The sequence below is a fragment of the Psychrobacter sp. 4Dc genome (assembly GCF_002836715.1).
Lineage (GTDB): Bacteria > Pseudomonadota > Gammaproteobacteria > Pseudomonadales > Moraxellaceae > Psychrobacter.
Window position 1 is genome coordinate 1 of the sequence record NZ_PJAT01000154.1, and the last position, 19,750, is coordinate 19,750.

General features: G+C 44.0%; 16 protein-coding genes. 9 read left to right on the plus strand and 7 right to left on the minus strand.

The features are described from left to right. The 5 genes from CXF61_RS13740 to CXF61_RS13760 all read left to right on the plus strand — a co-directional run. A partial coding sequence (locus tag CXF61_RS13740) for a 3-oxoacid CoA-transferase subunit A (RefSeq protein WP_165598623.1) occupies nucleotides 1–607 on the plus strand: 607 nt, incomplete at its 5' end. A 37-nt stretch (nucleotides 608–644) separates the two neighbouring features. Continuing rightward, nucleotides 645–1,310, plus strand: coding sequence for a 3-oxoacid CoA-transferase subunit B (locus tag CXF61_RS13745; protein WP_165598624.1), 666 nt, complete (start codon nucleotides 645–647; stop codon nucleotides 1,308–1,310). Between the two features lie 17 nt (nucleotides 1,311–1,327). Next, on the plus strand, nucleotides 1,328–2,563 hold the full coding sequence (pcaF, locus tag CXF61_RS13750) for a 3-oxoadipyl-CoA thiolase (protein ID WP_165598625.1): 1,236 nt from the start codon (nucleotides 1,328–1,330) through the stop codon (nucleotides 2,561–2,563). 83 nt (nucleotides 2,564–2,646) lie between these two features. Beyond that, a complete protein-coding gene (gene pcaD / locus CXF61_RS13755; RefSeq protein ID WP_101204508.1) occupies nucleotides 2,647–3,423 on the plus strand; it encodes a 3-oxoadipate enol-lactonase in 777 nt (258 codons plus the stop codon). A 393-nt stretch (nucleotides 3,424–3,816) separates the two neighbouring features. After that, nucleotides 3,817–5,178 (plus strand): MFS transporter, encoded by a 1,362-nt coding sequence (locus tag CXF61_RS13760; protein ID WP_165598626.1) that lies wholly within the window; start codon nucleotides 3,817–3,819, stop codon nucleotides 5,176–5,178. 260 nt (nucleotides 5,179–5,438) lie between these two features. Here CXF61_RS13760 and CXF61_RS13765 read toward each other — a convergent pair whose 3' ends face one another. From CXF61_RS13765 to CXF61_RS13790, 6 genes are all read right to left on the minus strand, one after another. Continuing rightward, nucleotides 5,439–6,473: a hypothetical protein gene (locus CXF61_RS13765; RefSeq protein WP_227526717.1), complete on the minus strand. Its 1,035-nt coding sequence runs from the start codon at nucleotides 6,471–6,473 to the stop codon at nucleotides 5,439–5,441. A gap of 164 nt (nucleotides 6,474–6,637) precedes the next feature. Next, nucleotides 6,638–7,117 carry an acyl-CoA thioesterase gene (locus tag CXF61_RS13770; protein ID WP_165598627.1) on the minus strand — a complete coding sequence of 160 codons (480 nt, stop codon included), beginning with the start codon at nucleotides 7,115–7,117 and terminating at the stop codon, nucleotides 6,638–6,640. 167 nt (nucleotides 7,118–7,284) lie between these two features. Continuing rightward, nucleotides 7,285–8,973, minus strand: coding sequence for a fatty acid--CoA ligase (locus CXF61_RS13775; RefSeq protein WP_165598628.1), 1,689 nt, complete (start codon nucleotides 8,971–8,973; stop codon nucleotides 7,285–7,287). Nucleotides 8,974–9,142: 169 nt separating this feature from the next. Next, nucleotides 9,143–10,345: a 3-oxoadipyl-CoA thiolase gene (locus CXF61_RS13780; RefSeq protein ID WP_165598629.1), complete on the minus strand. Its 1,203-nt coding sequence runs from the start codon at nucleotides 10,343–10,345 to the stop codon at nucleotides 9,143–9,145. A gap of 72 nt (nucleotides 10,346–10,417) precedes the next feature. Next, nucleotides 10,418–11,983: a 3-hydroxyacyl-CoA dehydrogenase gene (locus CXF61_RS13785; protein ID WP_165598630.1), complete on the minus strand. Its 1,566-nt coding sequence runs from the start codon at nucleotides 11,981–11,983 to the stop codon at nucleotides 10,418–10,420. Between the two features lie 147 nt (nucleotides 11,984–12,130). Further along, nucleotides 12,131–12,907 (minus strand): enoyl-CoA hydratase, encoded by a 777-nt coding sequence (locus tag CXF61_RS13790; protein WP_057759956.1) that lies wholly within the window; start codon nucleotides 12,905–12,907, stop codon nucleotides 12,131–12,133. Between the two features lie 329 nt (nucleotides 12,908–13,236). Between CXF61_RS13790 and CXF61_RS13795 the strand changes: the two genes are divergently transcribed. The 4 genes from CXF61_RS13795 to CXF61_RS13810 all read left to right on the plus strand — a co-directional run bounded on the left by CXF61_RS13795 (nucleotide 13,237) and on the right by CXF61_RS13810 (nucleotide 18,094). After that, nucleotides 13,237–14,391: an acyl-CoA dehydrogenase family protein gene (locus CXF61_RS13795; protein ID WP_165598631.1), complete on the plus strand. Its 1,155-nt coding sequence runs from the start codon at nucleotides 13,237–13,239 to the stop codon at nucleotides 14,389–14,391. Nucleotides 14,392–14,552: 161 nt separating this feature from the next. Continuing rightward, a complete protein-coding gene (locus tag CXF61_RS13800; protein WP_220455972.1) occupies nucleotides 14,553–15,785 on the plus strand; it encodes an MFS transporter in 1,233 nt (410 codons plus the stop codon). Nucleotides 15,786–16,005: 220 nt separating this feature from the next. Next, nucleotides 16,006–16,851, plus strand: a complete 846-nt coding sequence (locus CXF61_RS13805) for an IclR family transcriptional regulator (protein WP_101204500.1) — start codon at nucleotides 16,006–16,008, stop codon at nucleotides 16,849–16,851. A 148-nt stretch (nucleotides 16,852–16,999) separates the two neighbouring features. Next, complete coding sequence (locus CXF61_RS13810; RefSeq protein ID WP_165598632.1) at nucleotides 17,000–18,094, plus strand: NADH:flavin oxidoreductase/NADH oxidase; 1,095 nt, start codon at nucleotides 17,000–17,002, stop codon at nucleotides 18,092–18,094. 644 nt (nucleotides 18,095–18,738) lie between these two features. Here CXF61_RS13810 and CXF61_RS13815 read toward each other — a convergent pair. Continuing rightward, complete coding sequence (locus CXF61_RS13815; protein WP_227526718.1) at nucleotides 18,739–19,644, minus strand: LysR family transcriptional regulator; 906 nt, start codon at nucleotides 19,642–19,644, stop codon at nucleotides 18,739–18,741. Between the last annotated feature and the right edge of the window lie 106 nt (nucleotides 19,645–19,750).

Below are 19,750 nucleotides of genomic sequence, written 5' to 3' on the forward strand. Positions count from 1 at the left end.
GCCAGCTGAACTCATTGATGGCCTTATAAATTTAGGTATTAAAGACCTTGTCATTATTAATAATAATGCTGGAAACGGTGATCATGGTCTTGCCAGATTATTAAAAACGGGCGCAGTACGTAAAATCATTTGCTCTTTTCCTCGTCAATCAGACTCATGGGTATTCGATGAGCTTTATCATGCGGGCAAAATTGATCTGGAATTAGTACCACAAGGTAATTTGGCTTGCCGTATTCAAGCGGCAGGCATGGGGCTTGGGGCCGTATATACCCCAACAGGGTTCGGCACTCTACTCGCAGAAGGCAAAGAAACTCGTCATATCGATGGTAAAGACTATGTCTTGGAATATCCGATTAAAGCTGATTTCGCATTAATAAAAGCAAACAAGGGTGATCGTTGGGGTAACCTGATTTACCGAAAATCTGCACGTAACTTTGGTCCAATTATGGCAATGGCAGCTGACGTGACTATCGCTCAAGTCTCTCAAACGGTTGATCTTGGTGAACTTGATCCTGAGCACGTTATTACACCAGGCATTTTTGTACAGCACGTGGTGCAAGTCCAACCTGCTAGCACTAGTACTGAACTTTCTGATACTGCAGCGTAGCCACCGCTAAATACTGCCAATTATAAGGAGCGTCATCATGAGCCATACCTCTTACACCGTTTTGACCCGCGATCAAATCGCTGAGCGCGCTGCACAAGATATTCCAGATGGTGCCTATGTCAATTTAGGCATCGGACTACCAACTAAAATTGCAAAATACCTACCGGATGATAAAGATGTATTTTTGCATTCAGAAAACGGTTTATTAGCTTTTGGTCCATCACCTGCCAAAGGTGAAGAAGATCCCGAACTGATTAATGCTGGAAAGGAGTACGTTACTATGCTCGATGGCGGTAGCTACTTTCATCATGGTGACTCCTTTGCCATGATGCGCGGTGGTCATATCGATATCTGTGTACTAGGCGCGTTTCAAGTGGCCGCCAATGGTGATTTAGCCAACTGGAGCACCGGTGCGCCAGATGCAATACCTGCTGTTGGCGGCGCTATGGACTTAGCCGTCGGTGCCAAAAAAGTCTTTGTGATGACCAATCACACCACCAAAACTGGCGACCCTAAAATCGTTAGCAAGCTTACCTACCCTGTGACTGGCAAAAACTGTGTTGATCGCATTTATACTGACTTATGTGTCATTGATGTCACTGATAAAGGTTTGGCCGTCACTGAAATGGTCGATGGCTTAAGCTTTGCGGACTTACAAGCATTGACGGGTGCGACGCTAATTGACGCTACAAATTCAAAATAATAAAAAGGACAAGGATGATGACTGATTCAACCACTGGTTTAAATAATGCTTATATTATCGATGCCATTCGCACCCCTTTTGGTCGCTACGGCGGCGGTCTAGCCCCTGTCCGTGTCGATGATTTAGGGGCTATCCCTATCAAGGCGCTAATCGAACGTAATGCCAATGTCGATTGGGTAAAAGTAGATGACGTCATCTACGGCTGTGCTAATCAGAGCGGTGAAGACAACCGCAACGTCGGCCGTATGTCGTCGCTACTCGCAGGTGTGCCTTATCAAGTGCCTGCCACTACGGTGAATCGCTTATGCGGCTCGTCAATGGATGCGTTAGCGATAGCGGCGCGTGCGATTAAAGCGGGTGAAGCGCATCTAATTATTGCAGGTGGCGTTGAGAGTATGAGCCGTGCGCCCTTGGTAATGGGCAAGTCAGATCAAGCGTTTGGTCGCAGTCAAAAGCTCGAAGATACCACGATGGGCTGGCGTTTTATCAATCCAAAGCTTGATGAGCTATATGGTACGGAGACCATGCCGCAAACTGCTGAAAACGTCGCAGAGCAGTTCAATGTCAATCGCGCTGACCAAGATGCATTTGCATTACGTAGTCAACAACGTACCGCAGCGGCGCAAGAGGCAGGGTTTTTCAAAGATGAGATTACTCCTGTCAGCATCCCGCAGCGTAAAGGCGAGCCTGTCACCGTCGATACTGATGAGCATCCTCGTGCTGACACCACCCTTGAGAAGTTGACTAAACTGCGTCCTATCGTCACCGCAGATGGTACGGTGACTGCTGGTAATGCCTCTGGAATTAATGATGGTGCAGCAGCCTTCCTAGTAGCGTCAGAGCAAGCGGTTAGAGAATTTAATCTAAAGCCACGGGCACGTATTGTGGCCTCAACTACGGTAGGCGTTGAGCCACGTATTATGGGTTTCGCCCCAGCACCCGCAATGAAAAAACTGCTTAAGCAAACCGGACTGTCTCTCGATGAGATGGATGTCATTGAATTAAACGAAGCCTTTGCCGCCCAAGCTCTAGCTTGCACACGTGACTTAGGGTTAGCTGATGATAGCGAGCGCGTCAATCCTAACGGCGGTGCGATTGCCCTTGGTCATCCACTCGGCGCCTCAGGTGCACGTTTGATCTTAACCGCCCTTAATCAACTGGAAAAAACAGGTAAGCGTTATGCTATCTGCTCAATGTGTATCGGAGTTGGACAAGGTATCGCGATGATTATTGAGCGTGTTGAGAATATATAGATAGCTCAAAAAATAGATGCACTCATTGATAGGCAAAAACCAATACCTTACTCACATGACAATCACAAACAAGGACGTTCATCATGCCTGAATTTGACAATAAAGATATAACGCTAAACTATGCCACTTTTGGTGATAGCAGTAACCCTGCTCTGATATTCTCCAACTCTTTAGGTACCAGCTATCATATGTGGCAGCCACAAATCGATGCTTTGCAAAACGATTATTTTATCATCTGCTATGACACTCGTGGCCATGGTAATTCTTCTGCACCAAGAGGTCCTTATAGTTTCGATCAGCTTGGACAAGACGTCATTGATTTGCTTGATTATCTGAACATAGATAAAGCATTTTTTTGTGGCATTTCTATGGGTGGTATGACTGGTCAATGGTTAGCTATTCATCATCCTGAGCGCTTTGATCATTTAATGCTATGCAATACCGCCGCGAAGATTGGCAATGAGGCAGCATGGGTAGATCGCGCGCACTTGGTACGTGAGCAAGGTCTAGATCCTATTGCCGCTACAGCCGCTCCGCGTTGGTTCACAGCAAGTTTTATCGATAATCATCCTGATGTAGTTAAAGCACTATCTGACGCTCTCGCAGCTGGCAGTAGCGAGGGTTATGCCAGCTGCTGCGATGCACTATCTGTCGCTGATACTCGCGAGCAGTTACAAAATATTCGTGTACCAGTCACAGTAGTTGCAGGTATCGAGGATCCAGTTACAACGGTTGCCGATGGTCAATATATAGTCGATCATATTCCTAGTGCTAAGCTCGCCACTATCAATGCCTCGCATATCTCAAATATTGAACAACCTGAAGCACTTAATGAGTATATTAAATATTACCTGCAATAACGCCAATAAATGCTTTTAAAAAACACATTCATTAGCGTTGATTAATTAGGCTAATTTTATCTATTTATCTTATATTTTTAATCATCTATATATTTTTTTAGTATATGGATGATTTTCTGCGTATTCAGTATTTTCATAATAGAAATTAATGAAACTTCTTGGCGTTAGTTGTCTTACACACACTCACTGCAAGCATCATTCTTCGTATCTAATACTTTATAAGAGTACCGAATACTCTAATAAAGATAAAAGTCAACATTGTTTCAATAGAATGTTATATAGAAAACCATACCTTTTAGGTATAAATTTATACTTAGATGGTTTTTGACTTAGTACCAGTAAAACCCTAACTTGTAAAGCACGTATAAGGATATTACCCACGGAGAAAAACGAATGGAATCTCAAACCTTAAACATCAATAAAGTTATTGATGAAGCCAAATTTTCACCTTTTCATTGGAAAGTCCTATTTTGGTGCTTACTGATTATTATCTTTGACGGCTACGACCTCATTATTTATGGCGTGGCTCTGCCATTGCTTATGGAAGAGTGGTCATTGACTTCGGTACAAGCAGGTTTTCTTGCTAGCACAGCACTATTCGGCATGATGTTTGGTGCCATGATTTTTGGCACTTTATCTGACAAAATCGGTCGTAAAAAAACAATTATGATTTGTGTCGCTCTATTCAGTAGCTTTACTTTTTTTGGTGCTTTCGCTAGCGGGCCTATGCAGTTTGCGGCTTTGCGCTTCGTTGCAGGTTTAGGTATTGGCGGCGTGATGCCAATCTGCGTGGCACTAACATCTGAATACGCACCGAAACGTATGCGTAGTACTTTAGTCGCTATTATGTTCAGCGGTTATGCAATTGGTGGTATGACGTCAGCATTATTAGGATCTTTTTTGGTGCTAGATTTTGGCTGGGAAATTATGTTTTATATTGCGGGCATCCCTACTTTACTATTGCCAATTATCTGGAAGATGCTACCTGAATCCTTGATGTATTTGGTCAAAGAAAAGCGAGAAGACGAAGCTAAAAATATCGTTCAAAAATTGGCTCCTCAAGAAAAAGTTACACCCTCTACTACGTTAGTACTAGACGAACCCACCAAAGGTGATGATGCACCAATTAAAGCGTTATTTCTGAACAGACGTGGATTCACTACTATTATGTTTTGGGTAGCATTTTTTATGTGTTTGCTGATGGTTTACGCTTTAGCAAGCTGGTTACCAAAGCTAATGATTCAAGCCGGTTACTCATTAGGTGCTAGTATGTTATTTCTATTTGCACTTAATATTGGTGGGATGATTGGGGCTATTGGTGGCGGTGTACTGGCTGATAGATTCCATCTGAAACCTGTTTTGACCGTTATGTTTGCTTTAGGTGCGGTGTCGTTGATACTGCTTGGCTACAATAGCCCTCAGGTGGTGCTATATACTCTTATCGCCATTGCAGGAGCAACCACTATTGGCTCACAAATTCTGCTCTATACTTTTGTGGCTCAATATTATCCTACCGCTGTACGTACGACTGCTATGGGTTGGGCGTCAGGGATTGGACGTATTGGTGCTATCGTAGGTCCAATCCTAACTGGTGCGCTTCTCACCTTAGAGCTGACCCATCAGATGAACTTCTTATTTATCGCTATACCAGGTATTATCGCAGCCATCGCTATCTTCTTAGTAAATCTGAGCGCAGCGGTCGACAGCAAAGAAGGCAAACTGCAACCAACAAGATTAGATGCTTCAGCAGCGTAAAAGTAAGATTGTCTTTAAAAGTGTATTACTGTTACCGTAGCAAACACATAGCATACTATCTTTTCATAAGCTAATATAACTGGCGTTTCGACCCCGACAATTGCAACGTCAGTTATATTTATAAGAGAATTCCTAGCATATATTCTAATACCTGAATAACATGATAAGTATTGGTAAAAAATCATTAATCAAGATAATACTTCCCCACTATAACTATGAAGATGCGCCATCGTATCGCTTACTCCTCTCAACACTTCAACTCAAAAATCATATTTTGCCATTATTTCAATTTGCTGACCTGCTGGCATCCATGGGAATGTCGTTACGTCCTGATTTCTCCACTCAATACCCAAATCTAGATCTGGTAGATACTCATAGATAAGGTTTGCGCTTTTTACATTAGCAGAAGTGTCTGCCGCATCGTCTACATTTACCTCACCATAACGCAAGTTGCCACGCAGCTTTTGGGTAAATTGATGCTTATATCCTACGCTATAGCCCGTTTGCGAGATCAGCTTCCCATCCTCGGCATCACAGTCTACGCCGCCATTCATAACTAGCGGTCCTCCAACACAGATGGCAGAATAGGCACCCATGCCTTTACCATTATATATACTGGCATGGAGTGAATCTTTACCCAATGTCAGCTTGCCCGCTAAAGAAACACCGATACCCACATCTGAACCATCTCCGTTCTCAGCATCACGAGCTGTGACAGCCACGTTATAGTCAAAGTTAGATATCTTATCTTTATAGCTTACCACCATATCAGGTAAGCTCGCATTATCATAAACAGGGTCTTGCGCCGTGAAGCGCAGCCCCTTATAAGTATAGTGCAACGTCAAATCTGGACGAATATAAGAACCACCACCAGAGGCCGTACCCAAACCAGTGCCCCAAAAATCAAGCTGCTCCGTAGAAAGAGGTGCCACTGCCAAAAACTGACCGTTCCAAGTCTTACCCACTGTCAAATCATCAACCTGAACATAGGCATGGCGTAAGCGCAGATTTGAGCCGCCCTTGGCGTAATCGCCATAAAAATCACCTTCGATAAACCCCGTGAGTTTTTTATCATCTACCGACTTGGTTGTTTTAACATTAATACGAGACTGGCGTAAATTACCCTTAAATTCCGACTCGCCTTCATCAGGAGAGTTAAAAGCACCTTCTGCTTTGATGTAACCACCGATACTCAAAGTCGTGTCATCTGTTGTCACAAGATCGATTGCTTGTGCAGATACGCATGTTACAACCGTAGCAAAACCTACAGATAGCCTTTTTATATAAAGCATCATTCATCTATTCCCTGTTTTATGTTGATATCCTTATCAATCCCAATTGCTACTACGCTTTCTTTAATCCATAAAAATAAATAATCCTTTTAGATGAAAATTAACTTCTAATTAATAAGTACTTTCTAATTAAAAACCCAATCATAATTTGACCGATATATTAGGTTTTAGGCTTCTTGATTAATACTTTCCAAAGCAGCAATCGCGTCTTTTTGCGACTCATTGATAGGCTTTTTTTGCCCACTCAATTTATCGAGATATACCAACACCGACTCACCGATTGCAACGACTGCTTTCTGCACCGTACTGTAATAGGTATATTCATGAATCAGACTTGAATTACCTATTTTTTTGACCTTGACACCAATCCATAATTCATCAGGGTAAGCAACCGATTTGAGGTATCGACATGACGAGGCAGCCATCACCGAAGACGTCTGTTCGTTAAATAAACCAAGCCGCCTGTTGTAGTAGATACGAGCATTTTGAGCATATTCGTAATAGACAACGTTGTTAACGTGACCAAAAGTATCCATATCACCCCATTCCACTTGCTGAGGATAGATAACGGTAAAGTCATGCAATGGGTGATTGTCATCGCTTGTGACAATCTCTTGTATTTCTGGGAACGTAGGCGCAGCTTCCATAGTTTCTCTCTTTTTGTTAGACAGGTTTTGTTATAGAGATAATGAGTGTGACTCAGGGTACTCGTGACTCACACACCTTCCCCATTCCTAGCATTTAGTCAAAAGCTAGGGTTTATACAAGTTCTCACTTTTGTCAGAGTCGATTTGATGGTGACCGGATTGTTTGACTAGATGAGATTTTCTGAGTACATCGAACGCATGCGTTTTTTATCGAGTTTACCAACGCTGGTTTTTGGCATGTCTGATAGAAATCTCACTTCGCTTGGGACGCCATATTTTGGCAAATGACCTCTCTCAACTGCTTGATGACCTAATGCCAAAATATCTTCCATTTTTGTGTCGACATGGTCTGGTTTTAGTACGATCAATGCCAAGGGACGCTCACCCCATCGCTCATCTGGCACACCAATCACCGCGATATCAGCCACACTCGGATGAAAAGACAAAATGGTTTCGACCTCAAGCGAGGACACCCATTCGCCGCCAGATTTAATGACATCTTTGAGCCTGTCTGTGATGCTTAGCGTGCCATCAGCAGTCATGCAGGCGATGTCTTGAGTATGCATCCAGCCGCCTTTCCATAACTCATTACCTGCATCAGGATTTTTAAAATAGCTTTGGGTCAACCACGGCGCGCGTATTACAAGCTCGCCTGTAGATTTGCCATCCATGGGTTGTGGTTTACCATTTTCATCCCAAATTTCCATCGACACTAACATAATGGGTGAACCTGATAGACAACGATAGTTAAGGTTATCCTCTAGCGTCATTGACTCTGTTTTGTCATCGAATACTGCTCGAGACAGTACAGGGCAAGACTCTGACATACCAAACCCTGACATAAACTCTATGCCACATTCGATTGCCGCTTTGGCCAAGCCTTCGTTAAGCTTTGAGCCACCTAGTAACAGTTTAAGATCTTCGAATTTTCGGCCACGCTCTGCCATTTCTTTGAGGAGCATTTGCAATATTGCTGGGACACCATGTGACAGCGTGACTTTGTGCTGCTCAATCAAATCGACCAGTTTTGGTGCCAGATATCTCCCGGGATATACTTGCTTGAGCCCTATCATGGTTGCGCCATACGGCCAGCACCACGCATGTACATGAAACAAAGGCGTCATCGGCATATAGACATCGTTGTAGCGCGCGCCTTGACCTTCGGCATTGAGCGCTGATGCCAGTGTGCTTGCCATCGTCTGTAGTACGATCTGACGATGAGTAAAGAAAACTCCTTTCGGATCACCTGTCGTGCCACTGGTATAGAATGTTGTAGCAATAGTGTTTTCATCAAAGTCTAGGAAGTCAAACTCGTCACTAGCAGCTGCTAAGAGCGCCTCATATTCGCCATCGACATAGTCAGGCAGCTCAGCTTTCTCACCACCTACTTTGTCATGCTCTGCATCATCGGCCCACATTACATGCTCGATAGAAGGCGCATCGTCACGATAGTCTTTAATCATCGGCGCAAATTCAGCATTCAACAATAAGGCTTTTGGCGCAGCATGGTTGACGGTATATAGCACTTTTTCTTCAGACAGACGGACATTAACGGTTTGCAAAATCATGCCTGACATTGGTACTGCAAAGTATGCTTCAAGGTAACGATGACTGTCCCAATCCATGACCGCGACCACATCACCTGCCTGCAAGCCCATATTTTTTAATACATTGGCCAAGCGATTAATACGTTTAAAAAACTCAGCATAGGTATAAGTGACTTTGTCGGCATAGCTGATGGTTTGGTTGGTAGAGGCGATTTTGGCGCGGTTTAGTAACTGTTTGATAATTAACGGAAACCCATACGCGTCTTCGGCTTGATGGTAATTATCGTGTTGGTTGAGTATGGTTGTCATGGTATCTTCCTTGATAATAAATTGTCCTTAATATAGTCAACCTTCTATAAAAGAGTGACAGCGTTAACCTATCTTGAAGTATCACAGTTACATCTGCGATCGGTTGCCTTATCTCTCTTTTAAACTGAATCAACTATAGTCAGTAATGGGGCGAGCGTACTTTTGAGTCTTAGACGCGTTCTATCACCACGGCAAGCCCTTGCCCAATGCCAATACACAAGCTAACTACTGCATATTTGCCGCCCGTACGCTGTAGCTCTCGAGCAGTACTCAAGGCAATTCTGGCACCTGATGCGCCAAGCGGATGACCGACAGCGATGGCCCCACCATTGGGATTGACACGCTTATCATCAAAATCAATATCTAACCCTTTTAGACAACCCAGTACCTGTGAGGCAAAAGCTTCATTGATCTCAATGACAGACATGTCCTCAAGGGTCAGATCCGCACGCTTTAGTGCTAGCTTAATCGCTTCAACAGGACCCACGCCCATGATATTGGGTTCAACACCCATTGCACCTGATGATAAGATCTTGGCAATCGGTTTAAAGCCTAGCTTTTTCTCTGCTTGCTTTGAACCAATGATAAGCGCGGCAGCACCATCATTGATGCCAGAAGCATTACCTGCGGTGACGATTCCATCTTTGTTTAAAGGCTTCAGCTTTTGTAGTGCCTCAATATTAGAGCTAGCACGCGGATGCTCATCATCCACTACTATTTTTGCAGGCAATTTCTTACCTTGAGGTACGGTGATAGGTGTTATCTCATCGTCAAAAAACCCTGTTTGCTTGGCGGCTTGGTACTTGGCTTGCGATGCGGCTGCAAATTTATCGGCTTCCTCGCGCGTAATACCATACTTCTGCGCGACATTATCGCCCGTCTGCGGCATGGTATCACTGCCGAACTGCTCAATAATTTTTGGGTTGGGAAAACGGCTACCAATGGTCGTATCAAAAACTTTAAAGTCACGGCTAAAAGGTTGCTCTGTCTTGGCAAATACAAACGGTGCACGCGTCATCGACTCGACCCCACCTGCTAAAATAATATCCCCTTCATTGCACGTAATACTGCGAGCAGCATCGACAACAGTGGACAGACCTGACGCACATAGACGGTTTACTGTCTGACCTGGAGTTGTTACATCCAACCCTGCTAACAGAGCCGCGTTACGCGCGATATTGCGAGAGTCCTCGCCTGCTTGGTTGGCACTGCCTAGCAACACTTCATCAAAGATATCAGCAGATAGTTGATGCTTTTCGACCAACGCTTGCATCACGGTGGCAACCAAATCATCAGCGCGTACCGTTGCCAATGCGCCAATATACCGACCAAAAGGACTTCTTAATCCATCATAAATATAGGCATCTAACATAACGTTTCCTTGTCGTATTTTTAACTCTGAATAATGGTTTTATGGTTTGATAACCATATTTTGTCGTTCAAATTAGTAAGTGTTTTGCTGAGTAAACAATGACACATCAAGCGTGGCGCGGCGTTGCAGCCAAGGGCTTGGACGATAACGTGGGTCACCTGTCAGCCCGTAGATACGCTCTAACATAAGCAGCACACGCGAGGCCCCAAGACGGTCGCCCCAAGAGATAGGACCGTACGGATAACCTAGCCCAAGCTTGACGGCATTATCAATGTCTTCTGGCGTGGCAATCCCTTGCATAGCAATGTCACAACCAAGATTGATCACCATAGCGACCACACGTTGTGCCACAAAGCCGATGCTTTCGGAAATCAGCGTGGCACCGACCATAGGCTGTGTGGTTGCTTCACTGTCATCCAAGCTTTTACCAAATAACGTATAAGCTTGTGCGATAAATGCCTCCTGCGTGACGAGACTTGGCATCAAAGTACGATGCTTTGCTAGTCCAGTGAGCATATCAATGGCAACGGCTTGCTTAGGATTAACTTGATAACGAATTGCAGCATTGGTCGTATCTTCGCCATAGGGTGCGAGCAGCACCAAACTATCAGGGTTTGGCTTGTCGTTGTCATCGATAGTGATACCCTGAGATTTTAGGTAATCGACCAATTGATTTTGGTCTTCTACCAGATCAGCGCCAACCCAAACTGATGTGATGACGGCATCAGATATGAGTGCTTCGGACGACTGATCTTGAGCAGTGGCCGTTGACAACTTCTGACCGTTTTCATAGTGATAGAACCCTGCACCAACCTTACGACCAAGCTTTTTACCTACTAGCATTTGACGGGTCAATGGATGCGGGCGATAACGCGCTTCGTGATAGAACTGGTTGTAAATCGACTCCATCACGGGGTGCGATACATCGATACCAGTGAGGTCTAATAGCTCAAACGGCCCCATGCGAAATCCTGCGCCTTCACGCAAAATTTGGTCAATATTCTCAAACGTGGTTACCCCTTCACCCAATATTTTTAACGCTTCTGTGCCGTACGCTCTACCGCCATGATTGACGATAAAACCCGGTGTGTCTTTTGCTACCACACCTAGATGACCCATACGTTTGGCCAAATCGGAGAGAACGTCAATCACTGATTGCTGAGTAGACAGACCTGGAATGACCTCTACAATTTTCATTAAAGGAACTGGATTAAAGAAGTGAAATCCTGCCACGCGCTCCGGATGATCACAGTCAGCAGCAATTGCGGTCACTGATAAGGAAGAGGTATTGGTCGCCAAAATAGTATCGGCGGTGACCACACCTTCTAACTGGGCAAAAAGCTGTTTTTTGATGTCTAGATTTTCGATAATGGCTTCAACCACTATCTCAGCAGTCGCAATTTGGCTAAGCTCTTGTAGTACGGTCAAATTACTTAAAGTATTCTGTAGCTGCTCATCGGTAAACTTGCCTTTAGCAGTGAGTTTTTCTAGGGTACTTTGCAAGGATTGTCGTCCTTGTTCAGCAGCGCCTGATTTGGCGTCATATAAAAGTACTTGGATACCAGCTTGAGCAGCAATTTGAGCAATACCCATGCCCATAATACCAGTGCCTATAATGGCAATTGTGTTCACAGTCATAATAACTCTCTACATAGTTTGCTATGAAATTTCGGTTCAAAGGTGATAACTCGCTTCAAAAGCGATCACAATGTGGCTCTGAATTCACATGCTTATGAATTAACGTGCTTATGAATTCACGTGCTTATGAATTAACGCGGCTAGGGATTAATGCCCTTTGTACTCCGCAGGACGCTTTTCTAAGAAGGCTTTAGCGCCTTCTTTTTGGTCGTGAGTATTGAACAAAATCTGGAAAGCCTTACGCTCTAAAGCCAATGCACCTTCTAAGGGCATATCAACACCTAGATTTGCCACTTCTTTGATTTGCGCTAAGGCAATGGGAGAGTAATGTGATAGCTGCTCAGCAATCTCAATGGCGCGTGTGATAGTAGCCTCATCTTCAACGACTTCAGATACCAGCCCCATTGTGTCCGCCTCATCAGCGCTGATCATATCGCCCGTTAGTACCATTTTCATGGCCTTATGTTTGCCAATCGCGCGAAACAAACGCTGCGTTCCGCCAGCACCTGGCATGAGTCCTATCTTGATTTCGGGTTGACCAAATTTGGCAGACTTGCCTGCGATGATGATGTCAGCATGCATGGCCAACTCACAGCCACCGCCCAGAGCGTAACCATTGACGGCAGCAATAATAGGCTTTCGGCAGTTAGTGATGGCATTCCAATAGCGTTCACTATGACGCAAGTACATATCCACTGTGCTAGTAGTCAAAAAATCGTTGATATCCGCACCAGCGGCAAACACCTTGTCACCACCAGTAAGGACGATCGCTTTGGTTTGTGAGTCATCATTTAATTGAATGAACAGGTCTGCCATTTGTTGGCGTAGCTCACTGTTTAGTGCATTGCGCACTTTGGGGCGATTAAGTCTAACGACACTCACGCCCTCTCCTTTTTTCTCACAAATAATGAGCGGCTCTTCCATGATCGACTCCTTAAACATCATTTTTGTATAAAGTACAAACACTCTAGCAAAGCATTTATTTTAAATATTAAATATCGCTATGCGGTATTTAATATCAATATATACTGTTTATTTTGGTTTGTGAAGTAGAAAAAATAGATAATTTAGAATAAAATCGGGATAAAAGGTTGTATTAAATTATATAAATACCGCAATGCGGTTTTTTAAACCAAAACTATTGTAATTTAATAATTCATCGATTATGCTGTTTATCCAAGGACGTCACATTATTTAGCACAGTCACAGAGCCGATATTGATATTAGGCATCAATCAAACAAGGAAGATTCATATGATTAGAGATAAAGAGACCCTCGACCACATCACCCAAACCATTCGTAACTTCGTCAACGATCAACTTGTCCCTATGGAACATTGGGTTGCCGAAAATGACCGCCTTCCAGAAGAGATCATTGAGCAAATGCGAGAATTAGGGCTTTTTGGACTGACCATACCCGAAGAGTACGGTGGACTTGGTGTCACTATGGAAGAAGAAGTCACACTGGCATTTGAATTAGGACGCACCTCCCCTGCGTTTCGCTCATTAATAGGGACAAATAATGGTATTGGCTCATCTGGCCTAGTGATTGATGGCACTGAAGCACAAAAACAGAAATATCTACCTCGGTTGGCCAGTGGTGAAATCATCGGTTCGTTCTGTCTGACTGAGCCTGACTCTGGCTCAGATGCCGCCTCATTGAAAACAACCGCTATTAAGGATGGTGATACCTATATCATCAATGGCACCAAGCGCTATATCACCAACGCCCCGCAGGCTGGTGTATTCACTGTCATGGCACGTACTGACCCACAAAACAAGCGCTCTGGCGGTATTTCGGCATTTATCGTGGAGAGTGACACGCCGGGTATTACTTTGGGCAAAATTGACAAAAAAATGGGCCAAAAAGGCGCGCATACCTGTGATGTGATCTTTGATAATTGCGTCGTACCGGCGGATGCACTCATCGGCGGTGTTGAGGGGGTTGGCTTTAAAACGGCCATGAAAGTTCTTGATAAAGGGCGCTTACATATTGCAGCAGCCAGTACTGGAGCCGCCACTCGCATGCTAAATGATGCACTCAACTATGCCGTAGAGCGTAAGCAATTTGGTCAACCGATTGCCAGTTTTCAGCTGATTCAAGGCATGCTCGCTGACTCAAAAGCAGAAATCTATGCCGCCAAATCCATGGTGCTAGACGCTGCACGTCTGCGTGACGAAGGCAAAGACGTCGTTACTGAATCCTCATGCGCTAAAATGTTTGCCACTGAGATGTGTGGCCGTGTTGCTGATAGAGCGGTACAAATCCATGGCGGTGCCGGTTATATCGCAGACTACGGTATTGAGCGTTTTTATCGTGATGTACGTCTATATCGTTTGTATGAAGGTACCACACAAATTCAGCAAGTCATCATTGCCCGCAATATGATTAAAGAAGCCAGCGAGTAATCCCTACCACTTTTTTACCCACCAGAATGCACGGCGGTATTTGCTAGGATGCTGATACCGTTCCCCTCTATTTTTACCACTACGCATCAAATTAGTTTTTCATTCTCACAACGTTAAGGATATAAATTGTGAAAAGTGTCGCTATAACTGCAGATCCAAGTATGAGCTCCACCCAAAAACAACCTTGGAAACTGGCCTTTGTTTTTTGTTTTTTAGTTTTACTATGTGATGGGGCTGATATCGGTATTCTTGCCTTTACCTTATCCAGCCTAAAACTGGAGTTTGCACTGACCAATGTACAAGCTGGCGCTCTAGGCAGTTGGTCGTTATTTGGGATGGCAATCGGTGGGTTTTTTGGTGGTTGGGCTTGCGATCGCTTTGGCCGAGTACGTGTCATCGTTCTTGCGACTGGCATGTTCTCTATATTGTCTGGTTTTAGTGGATTGGTGCAGAGCTATGAGCAGTTTGTCACGCTACGGGTTATTGCCTGCTTGGGGCTTGGTAGTCTTTATATCGCTACCAATACGCTTATGTCAGAGATGGTACCTACCAAGCATCGAACCACCGTCCTTGCTGCATTAATGACTGGATTTACTTTAGGCTCATTGGTTATCACCAGTGTATCCGCTTGGATCATCCCTAGCTATGGTTGGCGTACACTATATCTACTGACTTTTTTGCCGATACTTTTGGCAGTATCAATGTACTTTTTAGTCCCTGAACCCCAGTCTTGGAAAGACGCTCGAGCACTAAAACTGAGCGGCGCACTAGATACTCTCAAAAAAGCAGAGAACCCATACAAAGCGATAATGGAAAATCCGAAACACCGTATCATGTTTATCCTATGGTCAATGAGTTCAGGACTTTTGTTATTCGGCTATTTTGGTGTCAGTAACTGGCTACCTTCTTATCTAGAAACTGAATTGGGTATCAAGTTCAAAGAAATGGCACTGTATATGGCGGGAACGTACCTGACTATGATGTTTGCCAAAGTTGTGGCTGGATTCATGGCTGATAAAATCGGACGTAAGATAGTATTTGCCTTTGGTACGATGGGCACTGCATTGTTTATTCCTATTCTAGTATATATGCATACTCCAGAAAATATTGGTTGGTTAATGATCACTTTTGGTTTCTTATATGGTATCCCCTATGCCATTAATGCCACCTATCTAACCGAAAGTTTCCCTACTGCTATCCGAGGTACTGCGATTGGTGGTGCATTTAATATTGGACGACTTGGCTCTGTGATTGCTCCTGTTGCCATTGGTTATATGGCCATGCATAACTCTATCGGCGCAGGTTTATTACTTATGGCAGGGGCATATTTCTTATGTGGTCTTATCCCTACTTTGTTTATTAAAGAAAAGCAATATGATCCACAACAAGCCTAACCATACCTCTTATAACGACTATTGCTACCGTTCATACCGCATAGCGAAACAATAGTTTCTCATTATGCTATGCTGAGAATGTGAAAGTAAATTGATATAATATAATCAAAGAGACAGTGGGTAACTGTGAGCTGATATTAGCTCACAGAATGCTATGAATAATAAAGTTTTGTGATTTTATAACGCTTGTATGAATTTGATTGGGGATAATAGACGACATATGACTAATGATACCCTTACCGATGAAGACGCTAACAACGAGATGCATATTGAACTGTTAGAACCCATTGCAGAGATGAGAGATAAAAATGACCGACAGTTTGTCACAGCGTTGGCTCGAGGGTTAGAGCTGCTGCGTTGTTTTACCCCGCAGCGACCTTATCTAGGCAACCAAGACCTAAGTCAACTGACAGGCCTTCCTAAAGGCACCATTACTCGTCTGACCTATACGTTGGTCAAATTGGGATATTTAAAACAATCGACCAATAGTAGTAAGTACCAGCTTTCGACAGGGGTACTAAGCTTTGGTTATACCATGATGACTAATATCTCTATCAATAACCTTGCGACTCCTTATATGGAAGAGCTGGCAGACTATGCCAATAGCGCCGTTGCCATGGCTACTCGTGATCGACTGATGATGGTGTATCTCAACGTTGTGCAAGGCCAAGGGACCACGACCATGCAACGCAATGTCGGCTCTTATTTGCCTATTCATTTAAGTTCGATGGGGAGAGCCTGCTTGGCAAGTATGCCACCTGCTGAGCAAGAGTTTATTCTTAATGCGATTCGTAGTAAGTATAAAGATGATTGGCTAAAGATTAGACGAGGATTAGATAAAGCCTTTCAAGACTATGAAGACTACGGTTATTGTTTTTCAATTAGTGAATGGCAAAAGGATGTCAACGCGGTAGCCATTGCGCTGATGCACCCAACGGAAGGCTTGCTCACTTTTAACTGCGGCGCACCAAGTTTTATCCTTAGTCGTACCAAACTAGAAGAAGACATTGCCCCTCGCCTGCTGCATATGAAAAACATGATCGAGAGTAATCTATATATTAGCTAGCATCGCTTAAATGTGCCCCATGAAAATAACGATTCATCTCCACCAACTATTCAAGCGATAGTCATATAAGTCACTCATATCGTTTTGACATTTTATGTTACGTGTCTTTTTATTTTCAGTGCCTTTAGACGTTTTTTGAGGATTCACCATGAGCCAGCTTTTTTCGCCTTTGAAACTTGGGCAACTCACATTAGATAACCGTATTATCATCGCACCCATGTGCCAATACTCTGCCAACGATGGAGCGGCAAGTGATTGGCATATGATCCATTTGGGCCAAATGAGTTTGAGCGGCGCAGGACTACTTATTTTAGAAGCAACAGCGGTCAATCCACAAGGACGTATCAGCTATGCTGATTTAGGTTTATGGGATGACAGGACTCAAGCTGCACTGGATAAAACGCTAACAGCAATCAGACAGTACAGCCCGATGCCGATAGGCGTCCAGTTGGCCCATGCTGGGCGTAAAGCGTCAACCAAAAAACCATGGGACGGCGACGGCTCGATTGCCCCTGATGAGGTAAATGGCTGGCAAACGGTGGCACCATCAGCGCTGGCGTATGACGAAAACTCTACTGTACCCACAGCAATGGATCAAAATGACATTGATACACTCATCAGTGATTTTGTGAATGCGGCAAGACGTGCCGATGCGCTGGGTCTTGACTTAATTGAGCTGCATGGTGCGCACGGCTATCTATTGCATCAGTTTTTATCGCCGCTTTCTAATCAACGTGATGATCAATACGGCGGCAGTCTTGAAAACAGAATGCGCTTGTTACTTGAGGTGTTTACAGCGGTTCGGGCTGAGTTTTCAAGTGACAAGCCAGTGGGCGTGCGGGTTTCTGCAACCGATTGGGTCGAAGGCGGCTGGGACCTTACCCAAACGATCGAGCTGGCTAAAGCCCTAGAAGCATTAGGCTGTGATTATATCCATGTGAGCACCGCAGGACTGAGCCCAGAGCAGCAAATCCCTGTGGAAGCGAGCTATCAAGTGCCTTTTGCTGCCGCGATAAAAGAAGCGGTCAATATACCTGTCATTGCCGTGGGCCTAATCACCGAGGCCGAGCAGGCAGAAAGCATCATCACCGAGCAGCAAGCGGACGCGGTTGCATTGGCACGCGGCATACTTTACGACCCGCACTGGCCGTGGCACGCGGCGGCCGAGCTTGGCGCAACCGTCAAAGCGCCCAAACAATATCTGCGCTCAAGCCCGCACGGTAAGCCGTCTCCGATAGAATAAGTGTAATCGAACTACGAACATAGACTGAAGACATTACTTGCTTCAGTCTATGCATTAACTCACTTTAATTCAAACTAAAGTAATTATGGCTTAAAAGTTAGATAGTCATCAGTGTATTCAACTTGACAAGTGGTAGTGATATCAACGCTGCCATAATTTACCGGCTGAAGTGTAGCGCAGGGAGGTCAACTTATGGTCTTGTTAGGCCTGCTAAATGTTCCATAAGCGGAATTACCTCATTGTAAATACCCCATTCTTAACACAACATCATCGTAGAATAATTAAGCCACCTGCCTGTACTCAGCAGGTGTCATTGTAGTGGCATAATGAAATAGGACAGTAGATAAGAGGTTATACTATCACCAAGACTGGAGAGAAGATATGACCACTACACACCGCACAAACAAAAGTATTAAGCTATTATTCTAGTAAGTAATGAAACAAAATTATATATGGTTTTCCGTTCACCCTGAGCCTGTTGAAGAGTAGGAAAACCGTTATGGTTCGACAAGCTCACCACGAACGGTTTTTTATAATTTAAATTTGTTCAGTTACTTAAATCAGAATAGTATGATGAAGAAAGCCCTTCCTAAATTAGATACGCATAATATTCTACTGCTTTTCACAATATCACCATCTACAGTTTAACCTATCAAACGCTGTGCTAAAAAATTCACCAACACGCCAATTTTTACCACATTACGGCTAGTGGGCGGATACACCAAATAAATCCCGTCATCTGTCGCCAAAGACGGGGTCACTTGCCAATCAGACAACACCTGTACCAACGCCCCAGACTGCAACGCTTTCTCAATCAGCCAATTAGGTAAATGGCTAATCCCTTGTCCATCAAGCGTGGCTTGTTTCAGCATTTCTATATTATTACCCATCAAATTCCCTGTCACCCGCAAACTTTGCGTTTTACCCGTTTGATGGAAATACCACTTTGACGCATAGCCTTGATAAATAAACGGCAAACAATTATGCTCGGCTAATTGTGACGGTATTTGTGGTGTTCCATGCAATCGTAGATAATCGGGACTGGCACATAACAGCCGTTGCTGAGAGGCAATAAATTTTGCTACCAAGCGGTCATCCTCCACACGCCCTAACCGCACCCCTACATCATATTTCTCATTAAATAAATCTACAAATTCATCACTGGCAAATAGCTCCAATTCAATTTTTGGGTATAAATGGGCAAATTCGGCAAGCAATGGGGCGATTTTTTCAATCCCATAGGCACTGGGAAAAGTAAGGCACAATCGCCCTTGTGGCTCAATTTGCTCCTCTTTAATCGCTTCATTTACCTGTTGTAATTCAGCTAATATCGGCTCGGTCTGTTGTAAATAACGCATCCCTGCATGGGTCAAATCCAAATGTCTGGTTGAGCGATTCAATAGCTTAACTTGTAAGGATTGTTCTAAGTTATCAATTTGCCGAGTGACAGACGACACCGCCAGCCCAAGCTGACTTGCCGTGGCAGTAAAGCTATTAGTATTCGCCACATGGTGAAAAATAGTGAGGGCATAGAAGTAATTGATGGTCATGGGTTTGTTAGCAGTTAAGTGTATTTTTGAATAAACATATTTTTGCAAAAAAAGCAAAACTGTTTCTAATTTTACCCCAATTATCATTAAAAATAAAAGCATTATA